The sequence below is a fragment of the Chryseobacterium sp. MYb264 genome (assembly GCF_035974275.1).
Taxonomy (GTDB): domain Bacteria; phylum Bacteroidota; class Bacteroidia; order Flavobacteriales; family Weeksellaceae; genus Chryseobacterium.
Genome location: NZ_CP142422.1, coordinates 4502568 through 4525562 on the forward strand (window position 1 = coordinate 4502568; position 22995 = coordinate 4525562).

A 22995-nucleotide genomic window follows, 5' to 3' on the forward strand; every position below is an offset into this window, starting at 1 on the left:
ATTGTTTTTAGCTGATAGTTGCTGGTTTTTAAAATCTTTTAGGTTAAGGAAAAATAACTAAACGCAAAAACGAAATAGTTTGTAAGCCTTATTACTGAAATATCTCCTGAATAACTTCCAGAGACACCGGTGTTTTAAAGTCCGTAATATGATAATGATAATACACCAAAATACTGTCTAAAAATTGTTTTCGAAATGAGGAACGAATCTTAATTTCATATGGATTTTCAGATTGTAAAATGCTTTTCCAGATCAGTGAAATGGTATTGTCGAATAACTGATGATGAGCTGTTGATGAGAAAGTTCCGGTTTCAGGGTCAAGAAAATCTTCACCACCAATCAATGGGGATACCCCTTGAATCTTTAAAATTTTAATTAAAAAAACGAGATGTGCCTGATAATTTTTTTCAGTTAATTCACTGATAAATTCTTCAATTTCCCGGCAAATACTCATATTTTTACTTTCATTTCTTAGAATATGATTCAAAAAATCCGAAATAAAGAATATAATGGTATTTACTTTTACGTCCGTATAAATATCATTATTTTTTAGGAGTTCGAACTTAGAAATAGTCTGTATCCCGTTTCCCTTAACGGGGGTCAGGGAAAAACTGAGTTGATTCAACGGCAGAAGTAAGGCTTTTTTCTTGTTTCTTTTGGCATACATGCCCTTTAAGAAAAAAGTCTGAAAGCCGTCTTCTTCTGTGAAACAATGCAAAACAGCATCATTTTCTCCGTATTTTAAGTATGAAATTAAAAATCCGTTTTGTGAATTCATTAATTGACTACCGCTATTTTGGCAGTTGCTTTATCGGAACCGTCTTCATTGGTCATCAGGACAAAATATATTCCTGAAGCCACTCTTTTCCCCTTCATGCTCATAAGATCCCATTCATAATACCCACCTCTTGCCACGGCAGAATGCACAACATTTCCTGCTGCATCGGCAATACGTATATTGGTTTTCTCAGCAAGCCCTTTGATGGTGACTTTCCCTTTGAAATTAGAATAAACGACAGGGTTGGGGTACACCAGAACGTTCCCGAATTTTGAAGTAACATCTCCGATATCTCCTTGGTAGGCTACAATTCCGTCAAGGGTTACAAAGTATACCTTCCCCGTTTTGCTATCTACTTTAATATCCGTAACACTGTTGGTGGGCAAGGGAGAATTTTCTTTTGTAAAGTGTTTGATGGTCTGCTCTCCGTTGGACGAAAGGTAATAAACACCTCCATCTTCAACAGAAACCCATTTTTGATTTCCTGTATCCGATTCGATTTGTAGAATAGTACTGTCTCTGAAAAGTTCTTCTGCCAGACCATTCTGCTCAATAATAATAGGATTAGCCTGTGGGGATGAATCGGTAATTGCGGCTTTGGGATTAGAAAGAATTCTAAGCCCCAATCGGGTACCTATCCATACGTTATCGTCTTTGTCCACACTAACGGAAACAGTTCCGCTCGCTGGCAGACCATTATCTTTTTTCACAATTTTATAAGGTGCCGTGGTGGAGAGCGGATTCGTTCCGTAATCTTTCATAATCAATCCTCCAGGATCAAAAAAAGGACTCGGAATATAAAGGATCCCGTTTTTGGTTAAAGGCTTCTGGGCATTTCCGGCAGAAATGATGGGAACTAATGTAAAATCATCAGCAGTTCGGTCGTACACGTAATATCCTACATTACCAAGGGGGCTGTCTACAAGACCTACAGACACAAAAAGCTGGTTATTTTCATCAAAACTTATCCCCGCCGGACGGTTATTAAATGGACCTGAGTCATTGTTTTTGTAAACCTTCTTAAAGACATCATTTTCCATTTTATAAATGCCTTTCTGGTTGGTCGCAAAGCTGTGGTTGATAAAAAAAGCTTCTGCAGGATTTGAAGGATTAGGGGCAACATCGAGAATATTGAAACCAATGGGATTATTGATAAAATATTCAGGATAATTCCATTGAGTACCGTTGAAGTGGTAATAGCCCATATTCCGGCCTGCCGGATTATCATTATAGGCCTGCCTTCCTCCTGTGGAGACCCATATCTGGTCATTTAATAAAGATATTTTATAGGAAATATTATTATAGGGACCATCTGGTTTGAAGATCATATTATCTTCAGTTTTAATCCCGGAAAGTTTGGTTCCTCCATATACTTTTCCATTCACCCGGGTCGCTGTATTACAATCTTCAGCGAGGCCGACGCTTCCTGAGGAAACACCGTTTGTTCCGAAGGTATAGATTCTGTTGGCATCAGTAACGATAATATCATTATTTGTTACCACAACATCACGAATGGCTGAAAAACTAACCGGTAAAGCGGTTGGTGTACCATTGTTATAGAGATAGGCTGAAGTGGCAGAACCGAAAGAAAGCACAGATTCTGAATCTATCTGATTGAATGATCCTGCCATCTCTGTAGTCCAGGTAGTATAAACCGGAAAATTGGTATTGATTTCATGACTTTTTAAACCCGAATTGGTGACTGCAAATACCTTATTATCAAAGATTGTCGCTTCGTTACTTGCCTCATATACTCCTCCGTTAATGAAAAACGCAGAATCGTTGAACTCTTTCTTTGATAGGTCAAAGACTGAAACGCCATACCCTACGGAAACAGTCGCCTTATTTCCGTTAATGGAGATATGATTGATTTTTTTATTTCCTGTATATCCTGTTGCCAGCGGAATATCTACTACATAGGTTACTCCGTCCGGGGTAATAACATCCAGAGAGCCGTTCTGGTATCCTACAAGTCCCATATTGGTTTGCGGATTATAGTCAAATGCAGAGATCTTCACATCATGAAGGCCGTTGGCTTTCGATAACTTTGTAATTTCTCCTGTCGAAATGGTATAAAAAAAGATTCCGTTTTCTGTGGCTGCCACTATTTTACCACCACCTTCTTTCATGACCAGTACGTTGTTGTATGAAAACAGATCGGTCCACTTTTTTGAAGAAATATTTTGTGCCTGTACCCACTGCAGGGAGGCTAAAATTCCAAGAGAAATTAAAAGTTTTTTCATATTATGCTATTATGCTGCTGTCAATTACCTGATTATTCCAGGAAATATGTTTTACGTTTTTATGAGTATCAAAATAAAAATCTATCCTTCCTAAGAGAAGACCTGCCCACCCCACCTGGTTTACCAGAACGTTTTTACCGGATTTATTGGTGAAACTTTCAGGTTGAGGTAAGAAGGTGTGGGTATGCCCGCCGAGAATAATATCAATATTATCGGTTTGAGCCGCCAGGATTTTATCACTTATTTTATTGGGTTCATCTTTGTAATCATAACCGATGTGTGAAAGGCAGATCACAAGATCACATTTCTGTTCGTTTTTCAGGAAGTTGGAATAATGTTGGGCAACATCAATAGGATCTGAATAAACCGTTTCCCCATATTGTTTTTTGCCAACCAATCCGTCTAACTGAATTCCGACGCCGAAAAGCCCAACTTTGATTCCGTTTTTATTGAAAATCTTATAGGGAGAAGTTTTTCCGTCGAGGATTGTATTTTTAAAGTCATAATTCGAACAGATGAAAGGAAAATTTGCATTGGGCAAAACCTTTAAAAACCCGTCCAGTCCATTATCAAAATCATGATTTCCCATAGTGGAGGCATCGTACTTCATCATCGACATTAATTTAAATTCAAGTTCGCCTCCGAAGAAATTAAAATAGGGAGTCCCCTGAAAAATATCACCGGAATCAAGAAGTAAAACATTAGATTCCTGATTTCTGATCTGCTGAATTAAAGTGGCTCTTCTCGCAAAACCTCCCTGATTGGGATTTCGGGTATAGCTTGCATCAAATGGTTCTATCCGGCTGTGCTGATCGTTGGTATGAAGAATAGTCAGTTTGTTTGCGGATTTCAGATCAAGAATATTTAATTCTTCTGCCATCATCATATTGGGAGCTAAAGCCATTGCCAAAGTTCCGCCACCTAGTGCTTTTAAAAACTTTTTTCTATCCATTATTTCTTACCGATAAAATTTAAACGAACATCATTATTAACCACTACTTCGGGATTTTTTTTGAAATAATCAATGAAAAGATCTCTCATTTTAATGCCTGTCGCAATGGACTCTCCCCGCGAGAAAAATTTCATATTGTCACCGCCCAATGCCAGATAATCGGAGGTAGCAATATAATAATCGTGTGCCGGATCTACTGCCTTTCCATTGATCAAAGTCTTCGTTAATTGTCCGTCTTTGGTTTCAATGGTTAAATGGGAAACCGGATTGTTTACCTGATGTTCTGCATAGTAATCATACAGACCTTTTAACTCTGAACCCTTCATTTTTACAATAACTATCTCATTTTCAAAAGGCATCACTTCAAAAATGTTTTTAAGCAAAATATCCCCTTTTCCAATCGTTGTACGGATTCCTCCGATATTGATCAAAGCGGCGTCGACATTTTTCTGAAGGTTTTTCTTTGCCCATTCATCAGCTCCTTCGTAGGTATAGTCTGCTAAAAGATTACCTAAATTGCTATTATCACCCTGTTTGGTAAGATCTATACTGGTGTGGGAGATTTTTTGATTCATCTCTTTATCCAGTTTCTGCTTATAAGGCTCAATAAATTTTACAAACTCCTCATCATTCCTCAGCTCATTATTAATAGAAATATTTTTCTGAGTTTTTACCTCCGTAAGCTGAATGGAAGAAGCGGATGAGGCCGTCCTGCATGCAGAAAGAGTAGTCAGAACAATTCCTAGTAACAAGAATTTATTTTTCATATACAGTAAATTATTTTTTATAAAAGCCCTTTGAAATTACCTTTTTCTGTTTTTATATCCATTGTTTTAATGGCAGCAATTCCCTAATATCTTTTAGTATATGCAAATATAATTATATGTATAATAAAACATTATTATTTATGATAAATTCTTAGCTTAAATTATTAAATTTGACAAAAATAATTCTTACAGATGAGCAAGTTCAAAGGAGTAGGTGTTGCACTGGTAACGCCTTTTAATGAAGATTTATCCGTTGATTTCGATAGTTTGACTAAACTGGTTGACTTTAATATCGAGAACGGAACCAACTATTTGGTTGTTTTAGGAACCACAGCGGAAGCTGCGACGCTTTCTGCTGAGGAGAAGAAACAGGTGATAGACCATATCGTTAAGGTAAACAACAAACGCCTTCCTTTGGTTTTGGGAATTGGTGGTAATAATACACTTGAGGTAAAAAAACAGATTGAAGAAGCAGATCTTTCTGCATTTGAAGCGGTACTTTCTGTATCTCCTTACTATAACAAACCTAATCAGGAAGGGCTTTATCAACATTATAAAGCGCTGGCTTCCACAGGGAAAAATATCATTATCTATAATGTCCCTTCCAGAACAGGACAAAATCTTGAAGCAGAGACGACTTTACGTCTGGCAAAAGATTTCCCGAATTTATTCTTAATTAAAGAAGCAGCCCCGAATATTCTTCAGTATTTCGATATTTTAAGAAAAAAACCTGAAGGATTCAACTTAGTTTCTGGTGATGACGAATACACACTTCCTGTAACTTTAGCGGGTGGGGCAGGAGTAATTTCTGTGATCGGACAAGGATATCCTAAAGAATTTTCAACAATGGTTCAATTGGCTTTGGATAAAAGAGTGGAGGAGGCTTACGAAATTCACAACAAATTGGTAGAAATCACAAGACTGATTTTTGCTGAGGGAAATCCATGCGGTATCAAGGCTGTTTTAGCTGAAAAAGGAATTATTAAAAATTATTTGAGACTTCCTTTAATTCCGGCTTCAGAAGGTCTTTATGCTAAGATTAAAGCAGAAATGGCGAACATTTAAAATGTAAATAGTCAATTTGCTTTGCAGTACATTGTGAATCTTACAGTGATCATAAAACAAACAGAGGTGAAAAGTTTCGAACTTTTCACCTTTTTTAATTTTTACAATTTAAATACATGAAATTTATAAAAGCTACAGAAATTGATATTCCTTTAATTCAGGATCTGGCAAGAAGATCCTGGGAAAATGCTTACGCTGAAATACTTTCTGAAGAACAGTTGGAATATATGCTTGGAACAATGTATTCTGAAGCGGAAATTGCAAGCCATCTCCACCAACCAGATTATCACTATTTTTTGATAGAAGGCGAAACTGATCGTTCATTTGGAGGTTTTATAGGATATGAAAATCATTACGAAGAAAAAACCACCAAGCTTCACAGAATTTATCTGATTCCGGAGGTCAAAGGAAAAGGATGGGGAAAGGAAGCCCTGCGGTTTCTAAAGGAAAGAGTGTACGAAAATGGAGACGATAGAATAATATTAAATGTCAATAAAAATAATCCGGCAAAAAGATTTTATGAATCTCAGGGTTTCACTGTATATGATGAGGGTATTTTCGATATTGGGAAAGGTTTTTTCATGGATGACTACCTGATGGAATTTTTAATTCACGAGCAAATGACTTAAAATTTTGTAATATTAAATGATAATTCTATAACATGTGAAGTTATTTTTTAGCCCATCTTTGTCATATATCTAATCACGCATTAATATTTCAAAAATAGTACATTCATATGCTTGGTTTTAAGCTGTCAGAGCTTCTTATCGGTATATTTTTTTCATCCTTAGTGTTTAAATTCCTGTATTCAATAATGCAGGAGTTTTTGTTTTTTAACAAATTTTTATAAAAATTTACACTAATTCACTTTTATATGAAATAAAGTTTTTATATTTACTTGAAAATTTTACACACTATATCGGGATGAAAATGTACGTTAAATTTGATTTTAATGCTCTTTGTAAAAAGGTATTGGATGAAAAGCTTAAAGAGCAAGGGCTTAGATACCGTCTGCTTAACTTTGGCGAAGTAGAATTCTATGAATCATTTACCAAAGAACAGCATAATGTCTTCAAGAAAAATCTTGAGGAATACGGAATCGAGATTATTGAAAGTCAGAAAATTGCTTTGGTGCAAAAAATAAAAGATGCTATTGCAGAACTTGTTTTTTCAGATGAAACGGTTTCTGTGAAAGCTTCAATCTATATTGCTGAAAGGCTGAACCATAGTTACGGATATCTTTCAAATCTGTTTTCAGAAGTGACTTTTACGTCTATTGAGAACTTTATTATTCTGCAGAAGATAGAGCACGCTAAAGGCCTTATTATTGGCAATAAGCAAAGCCTTACTGAGATTGCCGATAAGCTTAATTATTCCAGTGTGGCTCATTTGAGTACGCAGTTTAAAAATACGACAGGGATAACACCTTCCCAGTTCCATAAGATTGTAGCGAAGAGAAGAAAGGCACAAAGTTTATCACTAAACTTTTAATAGACATATGAATAAAGAATACCTGAATATTCTGTTGGTTGATGATGCAGAGGAAAATATTGAACTGTTTAAAAATATTTTTAACGAGTCAAAAGTGGGGGTCAAGTTGTTGGCATTCCAAGATTCAAACGAATTTTTTGAGCATCTTGATAATGATGAAACTCTTGCTCCAGAAATAATTTTCATTAATTATGATATTTTTAAGAATGATTTGCTATATGAAATTAAAAAGAGAGAAAATCTTTATAAAGTAATTACAGTTATCTATTCAGAAAAAATTTCAGATGATGAAATAGATGATTTCTTTGTTAACAATGGAAATGTTTCCATTAAAAGAACAGAGAATGAATCAGCTTTTAAAAAGAAAGTTTCTGAAGTGATAACAGTGAATTGGCAATATTATACTTCAGGATTAAATATGGATAATTTTATCTTAAAAATATAATGCTGATAAGGCTTTCAGAAGTTTCATTTATTAACCATAATTTAATATTTGAAGCATAATATTCACACAAAAGTGAAAATTTTGTAATTAAAAACTGAAATCATATAAAAGTATTTTCAACTTATATTGTCACTTTTGTAATAAGAAAATAGCAACACAAATTCATTCATATTTAAAAATAAAATGCATGATTAAGTTATTTCAAATTTTAGGACTGAATTATATAAATCACAATGTTAGTTAAACAAAATGAATTATACAGTTTTCCAATTTATAAGCGAAGAAGATCTTTAAAAAAAACGGTACAATCATGAAAACTTGCGAGTAGTTACGGGATATTACTTCCTATAATGAAAGTCTCAGTTAGTTTTTATAATAATGCAAATTGGAAACATAGTTCATTTTGTTTTTTCATATTTATTTTAATAGTTGTAGCTGAAATATCCCTCAAATGCAACTTTATATCAAGACACCACACCACAAAATATTAATGTATGAAGCGATTCAACTATTAAAATAAATTTTCAGAGAAACCAAAAAGTAAATTTCTTCTAAATAACAGTTTTATAAGGGGGCCGCGAAAGTCATATTTTCGCGGTTTTTTTGTGTTCCTAAGAAATTTTACTCCACTTATTTTTACCCCGGTAGGATCTCAGATAATAATTTTTTATGATCTGATGATCGGGTCTTACCAAAAGTCGATCTGTCTCGAGAATTTTTTCAACCGTTTTTTTGGTCAGCTTAATGATATCGGAATCCTGTACAAGATCCAATCTTTTAAAATCTACAACACCGCTTTGCTGGGTTCCGAGGATATCTCCGGGACCCCGCAACTGCATATCTACCTCTGAGATTTTAAAACCGTCATTGGTCTCCACCATAGTTTTAATACGGGTTCTGCTGTCGCTGGACAATTTGTCCGAGGTCATCAGAATACAATAGCTCTGTTCCGCACCACGACCTACGCGTCCTCGCAGCTGATGCAGCTGAGACAGACCAAACCTCTCCGAACTTTCAATTACCATCACAGAAGCATTGGGAACATTGACGCCGACCTCAATTACCGTGGTAGCCACCATGATCTCCGCTTTTCCCGAAGCAAAATAATTCATGGCTTCATCCTTTTCAGCGGGTTTCATTTTCCCGTGAAGCATGGTGGTATTGTACTTTGAGAAATTATCCATAATACTTTCCAGCCCTTCCATTAAATTTTTATAGTCTAATGTTTCAGATTCGTCGATTAATGGATATACGAAATAGATCTGTCTTCCTTTCTGAATTTCTTCACGGCAGAAATCATAGACATACCTTCTGTCTTTTTCACGTCTGTGGGCTGTGATAATAGGTTTTCTTCCAATTGGCAATTCATCAATGACAGAAACATCGAGGTCTGAATAGAAACTCATCGCCAGAGTGCGGGGGATAGGCGTAGCCGTCATGACCAGAATATGCGGAGGTATTTTATTTTTTGCCCAAAGTTTGGCACGTTGTGCCACACCGAATCTATGCTGTTCATCGATAATAGCTAAACCAAGGTTTTTGAATTTAACTTTATCTTCCAAAACGGCGTGCGTTCCAACCAAAATGGAAAGTTCTCCGCTTTCCAGTTCCTGATGAATCCGTTTTCTTTCAGACGCCTTTGTAGAACCTGTTAATAATCGAATATTGATCCCGGTTTCCGTCAATAGATCTTTGATACCGTTGTAATGCTGTTGCGCAAGGATTTCCGTAGGAGCCATTAAACAGCTTTGAAAATCATTATCCATCGCGATAAGCATGGTCAGTAAAGCCACCATTGTTTTACCTGAACCTACATCTCCCTGTAAAAGGCGGTTCATCTGGATCGGCTTTTTCATATCGAGACGAATTTCCTTTAATACTCTTTTTTGAGCTCCTGTCAGTTCAAACGGAAGGTGATTTTCATAAAAACCAGTGAAATAATCTCCCACAATCGGAAACGGATTTCCGTGCGACTGCGTTTTATGGTGAAGCTTTTTTAAAGCGAATCCCAGCTGAAAAAAGAAAGATTCTTCAAATTTTAAACGATAATTGGCCTTTTCAAAATACTCCAGGTCTTTTGGAAAGTGAATATTTAAAAACGTATGTTGCCTTGATAAAAACTTAAAATGTTTTATCATGTATTCAGGCATATTTTCCTGAATCAAATTGGGAATTTCCTTACATATATTTCTCAGGATATTCTGGAAAAAACGCTGTCCCAACCCTCTTTTTGTAAGCTTTTCCGAACTCGGATAAATGGGTTTTAAACGAAGATCATTCTCCTTATTCTCTTCCACTTCAATTTCCGGATGTGGCATTGAATATTGATTATTGAATACATTGATCTTTCCAAAAATGTAAATTTCTTTATTGATCGGAATTTGTTCCTTCAGCCATTTTGAATACTGAAACCATACCAGATCCATAGAACCGGTTTCATCATTGAATTTTGCAGCAAGTCTTTTTGTTTTTCCGGTCTGGATCTCCTGAATATTAGTGATTTTACCTTTCAGTTGTATTTCAAGGCTGCTTTCCTGAAGATTATAAACCTTGTGAATTTTGCTCTTATCCAAATAACGGAGAGGGTAGAAGTTCAGAAGATCTTCTACATTGGCAATGCCTAAAACACTTTTAATGAGTTTGGCTTTTTCGGGGCCTATCCCCTTAACATATTCTATGGAGGTTTCTAAATTCATGTAAAAAGAACCACGAATTTCGGGAAAAAATAGATAGTAAAAAAGACTTTCAGTTTTGAAAGTCTTATATTTTTAATCTTTTATTTTGGATTTGAACTTTTTCTGATAATCCTCCCACTGGTCACGGCTTCGGATTTTTTTGTATAGGTTATTGGAAATCAACTCTAAATAAGGTTCAAGTTCTGTGGCTGATAATTCCCCCTGCAAAATGGTTATAGGGTCTCCCTTCTCATCTAGAAAAACAGTACTCGGAACGGCGGCTACATTCATAAACTGAGTAAACTCATGCAAAGAATTTCTTCCTTTTTTCTGTTCGGTGTTAGGATTTGTAAAAGTCCTGTCGAAAATTTTTATCGGTTTTTTTTCTTCAGCATTAAATCTCACAGGATAATAATTTTGATTCAGTATATCTGCAATAACCTGGTGCCCATAGGTCTTTTTATCCATGATTTTACAGGGGCCGCACCAGTCCGCATAAAAGTCAATCAGTATTTTCTTGGGATGCTCTTTCTGAGCTTTTAAGGCATCTTCAATTGTCATCCACTTTACCTGTGCAAAGCTGAAGCTGAAAAAGAAAAGTAATACGATGCTTATTGTTTTTTTCATAATTTGATATTTTACGTAAAAATAAGCATAATAACTTATCTTACTTGACCTCCTGCATTAATTTTTTCACAAACGGAGATATCAAAATTAATACCACTCCGGCAATCACCGCATATAATCCCAATTGTTTATATCCATCAGTATAAGTGATGAGAGCATCATAGTTGGTAGAGCCTTCTTTTGCGGTGGCTAAACCTGCTCCGATGATGCCGGCAACATACTGCCCATAGGCTGAAGCCAAAAACCACATTCCCATCATCATTCCCTGTAGATTTTTTGTTGAAAGTTTTGTCATGATGGATAATCCTATAGGAGACAGGCATAATTCCCCCAAAGTGATGATTAATAAAGCAATGGTAAAGAAATTTAAAGATGTAATCCCCTGAAGATTGGCGAAAAGTCTGGTGGCAAACAAAACATAATAACCAAGACCCAGGAAAATAAATCCTAAACCGAACTTTATAATTGTATTCGGTTCAATTTTTCTTTTGTTCAACCAAATCCATAGCAATCCAATTAATGGGGCTAAAAAGATAATAAAGAAAGCACCTCCTGAATTATTAACTCCATTCGGATCTAACCCAAGAAGATCTTTATTTAAATTTTTAGCGGCGAAAATACTTAATGAACCTCCACTTTGTTCGTAAATTCCCCAGAATAGAATCGAAAATAAAATGAAAACAAGTGCTGCCCATAATTTTTTACGTTCAGCCGTAGTTACTTTTGTCATTTCGTAGAATAAATAGATCAAGGTCAATGGGCCGATGGTCCACATAAAATAATCGGTGTATTCTGTTTTAGCAACCATCGTCATAATGATCGGAACGAAGATCAATGATAAAACATAAACTCCGTATTCCTGCCATTTCGGAATGGGGGCAGATTTTACTTCGTTTTCAGGATGCCCTGGCTGAAGCCCGATAGAGCCTAAACTTCTTTGGGTAAATACAAAATTAATTAAGCTTACGACCATTACAACAGCAGCAAAACCGAATGCTAAATGCCATCTTAATTCTTCAGGAATCTGGTTGGCAAGAAGTTCTCCTTTTCCGATTGCGATACATAAATATCCTCCGAGCAAGGCTCCAAGATTGATTCCTGCATAGAAAAGTGAGAATCCCGCGTCGGCTCTTGAGTCATTAGGTTTATAAAGCTGACCAACCATTGACGAAATATTTGGCTTGAAAAAACCGGTTCCTACAACGGTAAATGCAATTCCTAAAAAGAAATGAGTATGTGGATCGATCGCCAGAATAATGCTCCCGACGATCATCAAAATTCCGCCCCAAAAAAGAGATTTACGAAATCCAAGGATTTTATCTGCGAAAAGCCCACCAACGAAGGTAAAAGCATAAACGAATGCCTGGGTAGCTCCATATTGAAGGTTGGCTTCACTTTCGTGAAAATTAAGTTGAGAGATCATGAAGAATACCAGCATTCCGCGCATTCCGTAGAAACAAAAACGTTCCCACATTTCAGAGAAAAACAGACTCCATATTTGTTTAGGGTATTTTCCTTTGAAATTTTGTATTTCATCTAAAGTTAAGCTCATTTTATATGATTGAATTTTAATTTAAATTTTTATTATCTTCCTGATCCAGCTCAAAACGAATTCTGTCCTGATCAATGATTTGTTTTAATTCTTCTTCTGTGGGAAGGTATAAAAGATATTTACTTGCGAAAAGATTGTTTTTATCATTCAAAACTGAATATTTTACGATGGTTTCATCTTTTTCAGAACAAAGTAAAATTCCGAGGGTAGGGTTGTCATCTTCACCGCGTTTTAGATCGTCATACATTCTTACGTACATATCAATTTGACCAATATCTTGGTGTGAAAGCTCTCCGGTTTTTAAATCAATAATCACGAAACATTTTAGAATATAGTTGTAAAAAACCAAGTCAATATAAAAATCAGAAGTATCCGTGGAAATATGTTGTTGTCTTCCAACAAAGGCAAAGCCTTTTCCAAAATCTAATAGAAATTTTTGAATATGATCGATGATCGCCGTTTCGATATCTTTTTCGGAGTTTTTTTCATTGGCTTTTAAACCTAAGAATTCAAAAATATAAGGGTCTTTTAAAACACTTTGAATGTTTTCATTGGTATTTTTCTTATGTCGTAAAACTCTTTCGTAAGCCAGTGAATTGATTTGTCTTTTTAAATCTCTGTAATTCCAGTTATTATGAATGGACTCATTGATATAATAATTCATTTTTTCTGAACTATCAAGCTTTATTAATAATCTGTAATGAGTCCAGCTCAATTGTTGACGTAATGCGTCAACAATTGGAAATGCAGTATAAAACTTACGCATATTGGAAAGATTAGTATAATCAAAGCCTTTTCCAAATTCCAGAGTTAGCTTTTTAGAAAGATTTTTTAAGGTATATTTTCCATATTCTGCACGTTCTTTTCCCCGCTGTTCGTCTTCCACAATAAGCTTTCCGATTTGCCAATAGGTAAGCAATAGGGTAGAGTTCGCTATTCGAAAAACTTTTTCGCGCGACTGGGTAATAATCTCTTTTACGGATTGAAATAAAGAATCTTCGGAAATTTCCATCATACGAAAATAAAAAAAACCTCTGACTTAGCAGAGGTTTTCATTGTATTTTTATCGATGCGAATTAGTTTACACCGTGCATCATTTTCTTTAAGATGGGTGAAATTAATGCCAAAATCACAGCAGCAATACCACAAAGAACTACGAATACCATGAAGAATTCGAATAGATTGTGGATTGTGAATCCTGCGAAAGTATTATATTCTACTTTAATGATATTTTCAGATTTTAATTTACTTAATTCAGCATCAGAAGGATAAGAAAGTTGTTCAGGTTTTATCTCTGCTTTTTTATCAACTTTCTTTATTTCATTAATCTTTTTAGTATTCCCTTCGATAATATCAGTAAGTTTTATCTTTGTTTTATCTAATTTTTCTTTATCAACTTTAGCAAGATTATATTGTGCCAATATAAATAACTCTTTTGGAGAAGCGTCATGTTTTTTATCTAAAACAGCCTGTAAATCAATTCCCTGTTTTTCTGCAGCCATAAATTTGTCTCCTGTAGCAGGTAAGATAGAACCTAATGTTCCTGCCAAAGCATAACCAGCGGCATTAGAAATAAAGAATACACCATATAATAATGAGGCAAATCTTTTTGGAGATAATTTACCTACCAAAGATAATCCGATTGGTGATAAACAAAGTTCTCCACAAGTTTGAATGAAATAAAGTAATACTAACCATTTGATAGCTAGTAAACCACTGTTTCCTAGGTCCTTTACGTTGTAAGCAATAATAAAGTATGAAAGAGCAATTAATGCTAATCCCATTGCTTGTTTAAGCGGAGATACAGGTTCTTTTCCTTTAGCTCTCAATTTATCCCAAAGAATACTGAAAGGAACTGCTAAAATAACTACGAATAATCCATTGAAAATCTGTACCATTGATGCAGGCATTTCCCAACCGAATAAAAATTTTCTATCAGTTTGATAATCCGCAATGAAAGTCAATGAAGATCCGGCTTGCTCGAATGCAGCCCAGAAGAATATAATAAAGAATGATACAATGTAAATTACCAGAATTCTTTGGATTTCTACTTTTGTTAAAGCTTTATCCATAAGAATAAGGATTGCAAGAGAAATCCCGGAAGCATATATAATTGGATAAATAATTCCTTTTACTAAACTTCCTATCTCAAATTTGCTGAAAAATACTTCATTTACGTGAAGATATCTGAAAACAAAGAAGAGAACAACAAATAATGCTGCAGTAATTCCTAAAGATAAAGATGAAAATTTTGCCTTTTCACCATCTTCTTCTACGTTGTTTGTTTTAGAAGGTACTGCTCCGATTGGCTTTCCTTCAGGAGTAACAACATATTTGTCTTTCAGAAATAAAAATATTAAAGTTCCTAAAACCATTGCGATACCCGCTGCTAAATATCCCCATTTAAAAACGAAAATATCTCTTTGCCCGTCTACAACAACGTCTGCAATGATTGGAACAAAATATTGGCTCAACAAAGCACCGATATTAATTCCCATGTAGAAAATGGTAAATGCAGAATCTAGTTTCGATTTTTCTTGTGCTGGATACAAGCTACCAACCATCGATGAAATATTTGGTTTGAAGAATCCATTACCGAAAATAATAACTAATAAACCTAACCAAAATGCTATTTTAGAGGTTTCTAAGCTGCCGTCGAAAATAGTTGCACTATAAAAAAGTAAAAACTGCCCGATTGCCATTAAAGTCCCTCCTAAAAGGATACAATATCTGTTTCCTAAGAATTTGTCTGCTATAAATCCTCCTAAAAGCGGCGTTAAATAACATAATGCTAAAAATCCACCATAAATGATAGATGCATTTGATTCTCCTAAACGAAGAGCATTTACCATAAATAATGTAAGAATAGCTCTCATTCCATAGAAGTTGAAACGCTCCCACATTTCTGTACCAAATAGTACCCATAGACCTTTAGGGTGACCTTTCTGTTGAACAGTATCCATATTTAATCGTTAATTTTTTGTTAAGACTGACAAATATAGTTTTTTTTGTGTTTTCGGCAAGGTTTTAATTTTATAATTAAATAAAAAAGCTGCAGAGTGATTCTACAGCTTAATTTTGTTTATTATAAATAAGGATTAATGTCCTTTTTCTTTCATGATTTTATTTAATTTTTTCAGCATCGAAAGACCTAAAAGTGTAGCAAATACCAGCAAAGCGAAGTTTACAAGAAAATAATTCATTTTGTTGTCATAGCTATACCATGTACTTGCTAAAATTCCTGAAAGCTTGTTTCCTACTGAGTTGGCAAGGAAGAAACCTCCCATCATCAAAGCGGTAATTCTCGCAGGTGAAAGCTTTGAAACAAAAGATAATCCCATTGGAGAAAGACATAGTTCCCCGACGGTGATGACTCCGTAACTGGCTACCAACCACCAAGGCGAAACTTTTACAGCTCCGTTATCTCCGGCCCAAACTGCTAAAACCATTACCAAACAGGATAAACCTGAAATGAAAAGTCCTAAAACAATTTTCGTCGGAGTCAGAGGTTCTTTACCTTTTCTTCTCAGTAATGCCCAAAACCCAACCACAACTGGCGTTAATGCAATTACCCAAAACGGATTGATGGATTGAAATAATTCTGTATTATATAAATAAACCTTTTTCTCAGGGTTCTTCTCTAAATCAGCACGTTGTTCCGGATTGATATTTTTAAAGTAAACATCTTTTCCCTGCTCTTTCAGAGGCTTACCATCTTTGTCTTTCTGAGACTGATATTGATCATTATAAACAGGAACTTCCTTGTTTTCGTAGCTTTTTCCGTCCACCATATAAATATCTTCCAATGGTTTTTCTAATGCTGCAGGAACACTTCTCTCCGTGTAATAATTAGCCCATCTTGTTAAGGCTGTTCCGTTTTGCTTGAAAACTGCCCAGAAAAACATACTGATCAAGAAAACTGATAGCAAAGCTCCAATTGATGATTTTTCTTCCGGTTTTGCTTTGAAATAAAGAGAAGCGTAAAAATAAATCACAGGAATACAGGCAAAAATAAAGGCATCTGTACTGTCGCTTCCAAATATGTTATCAGGGATAAACCAACCGATAACTCCGGCAATAATAGCAGGAACGAAAACTTTCAACATAATTTCAGAAAGCTTGGTATCACCTTCCTGTACAGGTTTCATTTGAGCGGCATGAATATAATGTTTTCTACCAATCGTAAAAATCACCATACCGATTAGCATTCCGACTCCGGCCGTGATGAAGGCTTCACCCCAACCGAATTTATTTCTCATGAATGCTGCAATAATATTACAAATAAACGCTCCGATATTGATCCCCATGTAAAAAATATTGTATCCGGAATCTTTATTGGCTTTATAAGGTTCTTCGGAATATAAATTTCCTAATAAGGTAGAAATCGTTGGTTTAAAGAAACCGTTTCCGATGATAATTAAGGCTAATGAAGAATAAAATAAGGTCAAATCTTTGAAAACACCCATCCCGATATATCCGGCAGCCATTAAAATTCCTCCCAAATAAATCGATTTAATATATCCTAAAACTCTGTCCGCTAAAAATCCACCGATGAAAGGTGTTAAATAAGTTAAAGCAATATAGGTTCCGAAAATGTCGTCGGCAGTTTTGTCGGGAAGCCCTAAACCTCCTTTTAAACCCGTGGGCTCAATCACATACAACACAAAAATTCCGAGAATAAGATAGTACCCGAAACGTTCCCACATTTCCGTAAAGAAGAGGAAAGGCAATCCCTTAGGATGTTTAGTCTTCATAGTTGATAAATTTCAAATTTCACAAATATAGAATTTTAAAAATAATAATAGAATTTTATTAACTTTGGATAAAATAAACCGAATTATGAATACAGTATTTCACTTATCTTCTCCCGATGAAATCAATGAAGATTTAATAAAAAGTATAAAAGCTGCTTTTAAAAATAAACCCATTTCAGTAACTATTGAGGAAGATTTTTCAATTCCCGAATGGCAAAAAGAGGAGGTGAGAAAAAGAGCTCAATATGCAAAAGAAAATCCGGAATCGCTTTTGGATTTTGATGATTTTATCGAAAATTTTGAAAAAAAATTATTAGATGAAAAAAGCTAAAACAGTAATTTCCGCAAATGCAGATTTTGATTTGAAGGAGATTACCGAATGGTATAACGCAAAAAATAAAAAACTAATTTGGGTATTTTTAAAAGATTTTAAAGAAAAGGTAAAATATATTTCTGAAAATCCTCTTTCCTGCGAAATTAGATATGAAAATTACAGGATAGTATTTTTGAAAAAGTTTCCATTTGGAGTTCATTATTTTTATGATGAAGAAAAAAATGTAATTGAAATATATTCTGTTTTCCATGCTTCCAGAAACCCCGAAGAATGGAAAGACAGAAAATAAAAAACCGAATCCTAAAAAAGAGATTCGGTTTTTTTATGTTTAAATTTTATCGGAAATTACAGATTCTCCAAAATAAAATCAGTCATTTTCTGATACAATTGCGGTCTTGTTTGTCCGCCATAAATTCCGTGGTTTTTGTCAGGATACGCCATAAAATCAAACTGTTTTTTATTTTGAATTAAAGCTTCCGAGAATTCCATTGAATTTTGGAAATGTACGTTATCATCGGCCGTTCCGTGGATTAATAAGAATTTACCTTTCAACAAATTCGCATATTCAGTCGGTGAGTTTTTATCATATCCATCAGGATTTTCCTGCGGAGTTCTTAAAAATCTTTCTGTGTAAACTGAGTCATAATATCTCCAGTTCGTCACCGGCGCCACCGCGATTCCCATTTTGAAAACATCTGCACCTTTGGTCATTGCCAAACTGGTCATATAACCTCCGAAGCTCCATCCGAACATTCCGATTCTTGATTTGTCGATGTATGATTGATTTCCAAACCATTTTGCTGCAGTAATCTGATCTTCAATTTCATATTTTCCTAAATTCATGTAGGTTACCTTCTTGAATTTAGCCCCTTTGTAACCTGTTCCACGTCCGTCAACACAAGCTACGATATAACCTTTTTGTGCCAGCATTTCAAACCAAATTCCGTTTCCGTTGTCCCAAGAATTAGCAACTTGTTGAGATCCCGGACCAGAATATTGGAACATGAACAATGGATATTTTTTGTTTTTATCAAAGTTTTTAGGCTTGATAATCCAAGCATTCATTTGATCTCCGGCATCGTTTGGAATCGTAATAAATTCTTTTTCTGTAAAATTGTCAGCTTTTAATTTCTGAAGTTGATCATTATTATTCTGAAGTTCTTTTACCGTTTTGCCATTTCCGTCTTTTAAAACAAAAGTATAAGGTTTTGCAGCGGTAGAAGATGTTTCAATGAAATAATTATAGTTTTTGCTGAAGTTTGCTGAATTATTTCCTTCTGCATTAGAAATCAACTGAGTTTTTCCGTTTTCGATATTCACTTTAGAAACCACTTTGTTGATGCTTCCTTTTTCAGTGGTCTGAACGTAGATTTCTTTAGATTTTGGATTAAATCCGTAATAATCTGTTACTTCCCAGTTTCCTTTTGTCACCTGTTTTTTCAGCTTACCATCTTTGTCATACCAATATAAATGGCGGTTTCCATCTCTTTCAGAACCCCAAAGGAAAGAATTGTCTTCTAAAAATTCCAAAGTTGGACTGTCGGTATCGATCCATTTGTCATCCGTTTCGGTGAATAATTTCTGAACAGCTCCCGTTTTTGTATTCACTTTCAACACATCAGAAGCATTTTGAATTCTGTCAGAAGTGATCAAAACAATTTCGTCTGCTTTCGCTGTCTGAATAACGTTTGGAATATAATAATGCTTAAAACTGTCTAAATTAACTTTCGTTTTTTTACCGTCGCTCAACTGATAAATATGAGCCGAAGCTACCGAATTTTTTTCTCCTGCTTTCGGATATTTATAACGCATTTCGCTTGGGTAAAGTGTCTTTCCGTAAATAGGAATGTAGATTTCCGGAACTTCGGTTTCGTCTAATTTTACAAAAAGAATTGCATCTGAATTTTTCGTCCACTCGTACAATCTTGCGTGCCCGAATTCTTCCTCGTACACCCAGTCAGCAAGACCATTTAAAATTTTATTTTTAACGCCGTGTTGCGTAATCTGTGTGATTTTTCCTGAATTTAAATCCTGATAAAACAGATTATTATCCACTATAAAAGCGACTTTTGTTGCATCTGGAGAAAATCTCGGTTCCTGAACGGGCTTTCCTTCATTTAAAGAAACTGTTTTTCCTGATTTAAGATCTTTAACATCAAAAACCCCTAAAAATGAATGTCTGTAAATAGGCTGACTTCCCTTTTGTAAAAGGATTTTAGACTCATCGTCAGAAAATTCGTAGCTTTCGAATTGTCCGTCTACCAAATTTCCTTCTTTTTGAGAAGTTTTGTAAGAATATTTTGCAATCCCGCCTTGTTCGATCACCAAATAGTTTTCCCCATTTTTCATGGAAGTGATTCCGGCAATGCCTTTTCCGCGGTAATATCCTGAGTATATTTTATCTAAAGTAATTTCCTGTGCTGATAAATTTTGAAAGATAGCAGCTACGGTGAGCGTAAGTAAGAATTTTTTCATTTCTAATTTTAAAGAGAACTCAAAGATAATAATTTTATCAAGACGTATTAAAAACCTTTTCTATTTGATTCTTTGGCAGAAAAATTGAATATCACATAGTATAATCAAATCAAATTATAATTATGGAAACGAATGCTTTTGACCAAAAACTTAACCGTTATGTCTTAAATGACCAGATTGTTTATACTGGCTTTTCAAGTTTTAAAGATGCTGAAGAATGTGCAAAAAGCAAGGGAGGAACTTTGGTAGAAGTTGGTTTTAAAGATGGAAATGATAATCCGGTAATTAGCGGTGAAGCGGGTTTGATAGAAAAAAAACTGCATTATTACGTAAATGCAGGCGAGGAGTACAAGTTCATACACTCTTCAGATCCGGGATTCAGGAAATATGCTGATGAATTGCAAAAAATAAAAGCCAGTCAGCAACAGGCTTCACCAGAAGAACGGTATTTCGCAAGTTTTGAAATTGAGAATACGGAAGACCCCATCATTGTGATCAAAAATGATCATTTTGAATCGGTAACATCCAGAGAAAGATCTAAATACTTAAAGCATGCTCACGTATTTGAAATCGGAGTAGCTTTACCCAAATCTTAAAAAATGAAATTATGAGCAAGACCAAATATTCAGAAAAAGCTCAGGACAAAATTGGAGAAGTAATGCACGAATTCAAGGAAGGAAAGCTGAAATCTTCTTCCGGACAAAAAGTGACCGACAGAAAACAGGCCATTGCCATCGGTATTTCTGAAGCCAAAGAAGCAGGACTAAAAGTTCCTAAAAAGAAAAAAGAATAGTGTAAATAAAAATCGGCTTGTACATTTTTCAAACCGATTTTTTTATGATGTAGTTAATGTATTCGTTTCGTCTGTTTGAGTATTTTCGAAATAAAATGTAGAAAAATGTATTGAGAACTTTTTAATTAAAATAAACTTCTCGATACTATTTTTTCAAAATTTACTCGAAGTGACGAAGCTCTATTTTAACTTTTTTCAATTAAAATCCTTTGTAATTATACATCACGCGATAATATTCATCTGCCATTCTATCACTATTGAACTGATCTTTCACATCGTTCATTGAATTGTGCTGGATTTTTCTCCAAGCATCAGGCTTATCATAATAGGTTGTAAGAATTTCGTTTTCAAGAATTTCATATAATTTGTTTAAATCATAATTATCCTGTTCGTAAATGCTCATGTTCATGTAATCTGCTTTTGGAACAACGAAAGAATTTTCGCCATGCTTAGCAAACTCAGGAATCCAGCCATCGTCTGTAGAAAGATTGATCGATCCGTTCATTGAGGCCGTCATTCCTGAAGTTCCTGAAGCTTCTCTCGGAACTCTAGGATTATTCAACCAAAGATCAGCACCTTGCTTTAAAGATTTACTCAAAGACAATTCGTAACCTGTAAGAACCGCCATGTTTTTATGATTTTTACTTTCTTCAACCAGAGAATTGAACGTAGAAATCGCAGAATAATCCATCGGATAAGGTTTTCCTGCCCAGATAATCTGCACCGGATATTTTGGATTATTTAAAAGTCTGTAAAATCTGTCTTTATCGTGTAGAAGAAGGTCGGCACGTTTGTAACCCGCAAATCTTCTCGCCCAAACAATGGTGAAAACATTTGGATTAAATAAATTTCCCGTTTGGTCTGCAACAATTTTAAATAATCTTTTCTTCAAATGTTTTTTTCTGTAATCGAATAAAGTATCGTTACGCTCATCTTTAGCGTTATAAAGCGGCTTGTCTGCCCAATATTTAAATTCCTGAGCATTCGTGATTGAAGTAATTTCACAAATTCCTGGATATTTACTCCACATCGCTCTGGAAACTACGCCGTGAAGCTGAGAAACTCCGTTGGCCACTCTCGCCATTTTCAAAGCACAAAGAGAATGGTTAAAACGATCGTCATCAGAACCTTCGATTCTTTTCACATCTTCCATGCTGAAGCCTGAAAAATAAGACATATCGTAGCATAGCTTGAAATTATGTTTTTCGTTTCCGGCTTCTTCAGGAGTGTGCGTGGTGAAAACCAGTTTTTCTTTAACCTTATTTAAATCTCCATTATATTTTTTCAACAAATGGAAAGCAGCAGGAAGTCCGTGAGCTTCATTTAAATGATAAACATCTCTTTCAATGTTCATTTCATCTAACAATTTTGCGCCACCTTTTCCTAATAAAATGTACTGCGCCAGTTTTGTAGATTCGTTCGCATCATACAATTTATGACAAATCGTTTTTGAAATATGATCGTTTTCAGGAACATCCGTCGAAAGGAAAAACATAGGAGCTGTGTTGAACGTTTCGGGATCAAGATACCAAACCTTCACCCAAACCGGAGCGCTGTGAATTTCGATTTGAAATTTAATGCCTGTGTCTTCCAGAAAACTGTACATTTTTTTCGTCCAGGTTGGCTGTAAAGTCTGATCATGGTTTCTCGCCTGATCATAATATCCGAATTTCCAGAGAATCCCGATGCCTACAAGATCCTGTTTAAGATTGTAAGCACTTCTCATGTGAGAGCCCGCTAAAAATCCCAAACCTCCGGAATATATTTTTAGTACCTGCTCAATGGCGAATTCCATCGAAAAGTAGGCTACTTTTTTAGAGTATTGTGGATTAACACTATACGGTATTTTAAAATTTTTAAAATCCATAAATCACAGTTTATATTTGAAGGGGCAAAGGTATTAATTATGAAAATAAACTATATGTTAATTATCTGATAAATTAATTTAAAAAGTATCTGTTGAATAGTTTTTTTACTTAACTTTAAAATATAAATTTTTGATAATCAAAAGAAACCGAAGGTTTCGTGTGTCTCAACAACCCTT

General features: G+C 35.0%; 20 protein-coding genes. 8 read left to right on the forward strand and 12 right to left on the reverse strand.

The features are described 5' to 3' along the window. Window positions 1–91: 91 nt before the first annotated feature. From recO to VUJ46_RS19695, 4 genes are read right to left on the reverse strand one after another with little or no spacing between them, the layout of a single operon-like run. Window positions 92–778 (reverse strand): DNA repair protein RecO, encoded by a 687-nt coding sequence (gene recO / locus VUJ46_RS19680; RefSeq protein ID WP_326982379.1) that lies wholly within the window; start codon window positions 776–778, stop codon window positions 92–94. Then, window positions 778–3021, reverse strand: a complete 2244-nt coding sequence (gene porZ, locus VUJ46_RS19685; RefSeq protein ID WP_326982380.1) for a type IX secretion system anionic LPS delivery protein PorZ — start codon at window positions 3019–3021, stop codon at window positions 778–780. The genes recO and porZ overlap by 1 nt, the downstream gene beginning before the upstream one ends. A gap of 1 nt (window position 3022) precedes the next feature. Then, entirely contained in the window at window positions 3023–3973 is a 951-nt protein-coding gene (locus VUJ46_RS19690) for a bifunctional metallophosphatase/5'-nucleotidase (RefSeq protein ID WP_326982381.1), read from the reverse strand. Next, window positions 3973–4740: a 5'-nucleotidase C-terminal domain-containing protein gene (locus VUJ46_RS19695; RefSeq protein WP_326982382.1), complete on the reverse strand. Its 768-nt coding sequence runs from the start codon at window positions 4738–4740 to the stop codon at window positions 3973–3975. Before VUJ46_RS19695 ends, VUJ46_RS19690 begins: the two co-directional genes overlap by 1 nt. A gap of 192 nt (window positions 4741–4932) precedes the next feature. Here VUJ46_RS19695 and dapA point away from each other — a divergent pair, with 192 nt between their 5' ends. The 4 genes from dapA (at window position 4933) to VUJ46_RS19715 (ending at window position 7741) form a co-directional block, all read left to right on the forward strand. Next, the gene (dapA, locus tag VUJ46_RS19700; protein ID WP_326982383.1) at window positions 4933–5805 is read left to right on the forward strand and encodes a 4-hydroxy-tetrahydrodipicolinate synthase; all 873 of its coding nucleotides are present in this window, start codon (window positions 4933–4935) and stop codon (window positions 5803–5805) included. A 116-nt stretch (window positions 5806–5921) separates the two neighbouring features. Then, entirely contained in the window at window positions 5922–6434 is a 513-nt protein-coding gene (locus VUJ46_RS19705) for a GNAT family N-acetyltransferase (protein WP_326982384.1), read from the forward strand. 295 nt (window positions 6435–6729) lie between these two features. Continuing rightward, complete coding sequence (locus VUJ46_RS19710; protein ID WP_326982385.1) at window positions 6730–7296, forward strand: helix-turn-helix domain-containing protein; 567 nt, start codon at window positions 6730–6732, stop codon at window positions 7294–7296. Between the two features lie 7 nt (window positions 7297–7303). Then, the gene (locus tag VUJ46_RS19715; protein ID WP_326982386.1) at window positions 7304–7741 is read left to right on the forward strand and encodes a response regulator; all 438 of its coding nucleotides are present in this window, start codon (window positions 7304–7306) and stop codon (window positions 7739–7741) included. 611 nt (window positions 7742–8352) lie between these two features. Here the strand turns inward: VUJ46_RS19715 and recG are convergent. From recG to VUJ46_RS19745, 6 genes are all read right to left on the reverse strand, one after another. Then, window positions 8353–10437 carry an ATP-dependent DNA helicase RecG gene (recG, locus tag VUJ46_RS19720; protein WP_326982387.1) on the reverse strand — a complete coding sequence of 695 codons (2085 nt, stop codon included), beginning with the start codon at window positions 10435–10437 and terminating at the stop codon, window positions 8353–8355. Between the two features lie 72 nt (window positions 10438–10509). Continuing rightward, complete coding sequence (locus VUJ46_RS19725; RefSeq protein ID WP_326982388.1) at window positions 10510–11043, reverse strand: thioredoxin family protein; 534 nt, start codon at window positions 11041–11043, stop codon at window positions 10510–10512. 40 nt (window positions 11044–11083) lie between these two features. After that, entirely contained in the window at window positions 11084–12595 is a 1512-nt protein-coding gene (locus VUJ46_RS19730) for a peptide MFS transporter (RefSeq protein ID WP_326982389.1), read from the reverse strand. A 16-nt stretch (window positions 12596–12611) separates the two neighbouring features. After that, window positions 12612–13610, reverse strand: a complete 999-nt coding sequence (locus tag VUJ46_RS19735) for a PDDEXK nuclease domain-containing protein (protein ID WP_326982390.1) — start codon at window positions 13608–13610, stop codon at window positions 12612–12614. Between the two features lie 61 nt (window positions 13611–13671). After that, complete coding sequence (locus tag VUJ46_RS19740; protein ID WP_326982391.1) at window positions 13672–15558, reverse strand: peptide MFS transporter; 1887 nt, start codon at window positions 15556–15558, stop codon at window positions 13672–13674. Between the two features lie 135 nt (window positions 15559–15693). After that, window positions 15694–17349, reverse strand: a complete 1656-nt coding sequence (locus VUJ46_RS19745) for a peptide MFS transporter (RefSeq protein ID WP_326982392.1) — start codon at window positions 17347–17349, stop codon at window positions 15694–15696. A gap of 85 nt (window positions 17350–17434) precedes the next feature. On the opposite strand from VUJ46_RS19745, the gene VUJ46_RS19750 reads away from it, so the two are divergent. Both VUJ46_RS19750 and VUJ46_RS19755 read left to right on the forward strand, forming a co-directional pair. Next, window positions 17435–17680 carry a hypothetical protein gene (locus VUJ46_RS19750; protein WP_326982393.1) on the forward strand — a complete coding sequence of 82 codons (246 nt, stop codon included), beginning with the start codon at window positions 17435–17437 and terminating at the stop codon, window positions 17678–17680. Beyond that, window positions 17667–17972 carry a type II toxin-antitoxin system RelE/ParE family toxin gene (locus VUJ46_RS19755; protein ID WP_326982394.1) on the forward strand — a complete coding sequence of 102 codons (306 nt, stop codon included), beginning with the start codon at window positions 17667–17669 and terminating at the stop codon, window positions 17970–17972. The genes VUJ46_RS19750 and VUJ46_RS19755 overlap by 14 nt, the downstream gene beginning before the upstream one ends. A gap of 56 nt (window positions 17973–18028) precedes the next feature. Here VUJ46_RS19755 and VUJ46_RS19760 read toward each other — a convergent pair whose 3' ends face one another. After that, the gene (locus VUJ46_RS19760; protein WP_326982395.1) at window positions 18029–20158 is read right to left on the reverse strand and encodes a S9 family peptidase; all 2130 of its coding nucleotides are present in this window, start codon (window positions 20156–20158) and stop codon (window positions 18029–18031) included. Between the two features lie 122 nt (window positions 20159–20280). On the opposite strand from VUJ46_RS19760, the gene VUJ46_RS19765 reads away from it, so the two are divergent. Then, window positions 20281–20754, forward strand: coding sequence for a hypothetical protein (locus VUJ46_RS19765; RefSeq protein ID WP_326982396.1), 474 nt, complete (start codon window positions 20281–20283; stop codon window positions 20752–20754). Between the two features lie 11 nt (window positions 20755–20765). Next, window positions 20766–20951: a DUF6496 domain-containing protein gene (locus tag VUJ46_RS19770; RefSeq protein ID WP_326982397.1), complete on the forward strand. Its 186-nt coding sequence runs from the start codon at window positions 20766–20768 to the stop codon at window positions 20949–20951. 199 nt (window positions 20952–21150) lie between these two features. On the opposite strand, the gene glgP is transcribed toward VUJ46_RS19770, so the two are convergent. Then, entirely contained in the window at window positions 21151–22818 is a 1668-nt protein-coding gene (gene glgP, locus VUJ46_RS19775; RefSeq protein WP_326982398.1) for an alpha-glucan family phosphorylase, read from the reverse strand. Window positions 22819–22995: the final 177 nt, after the last annotated feature.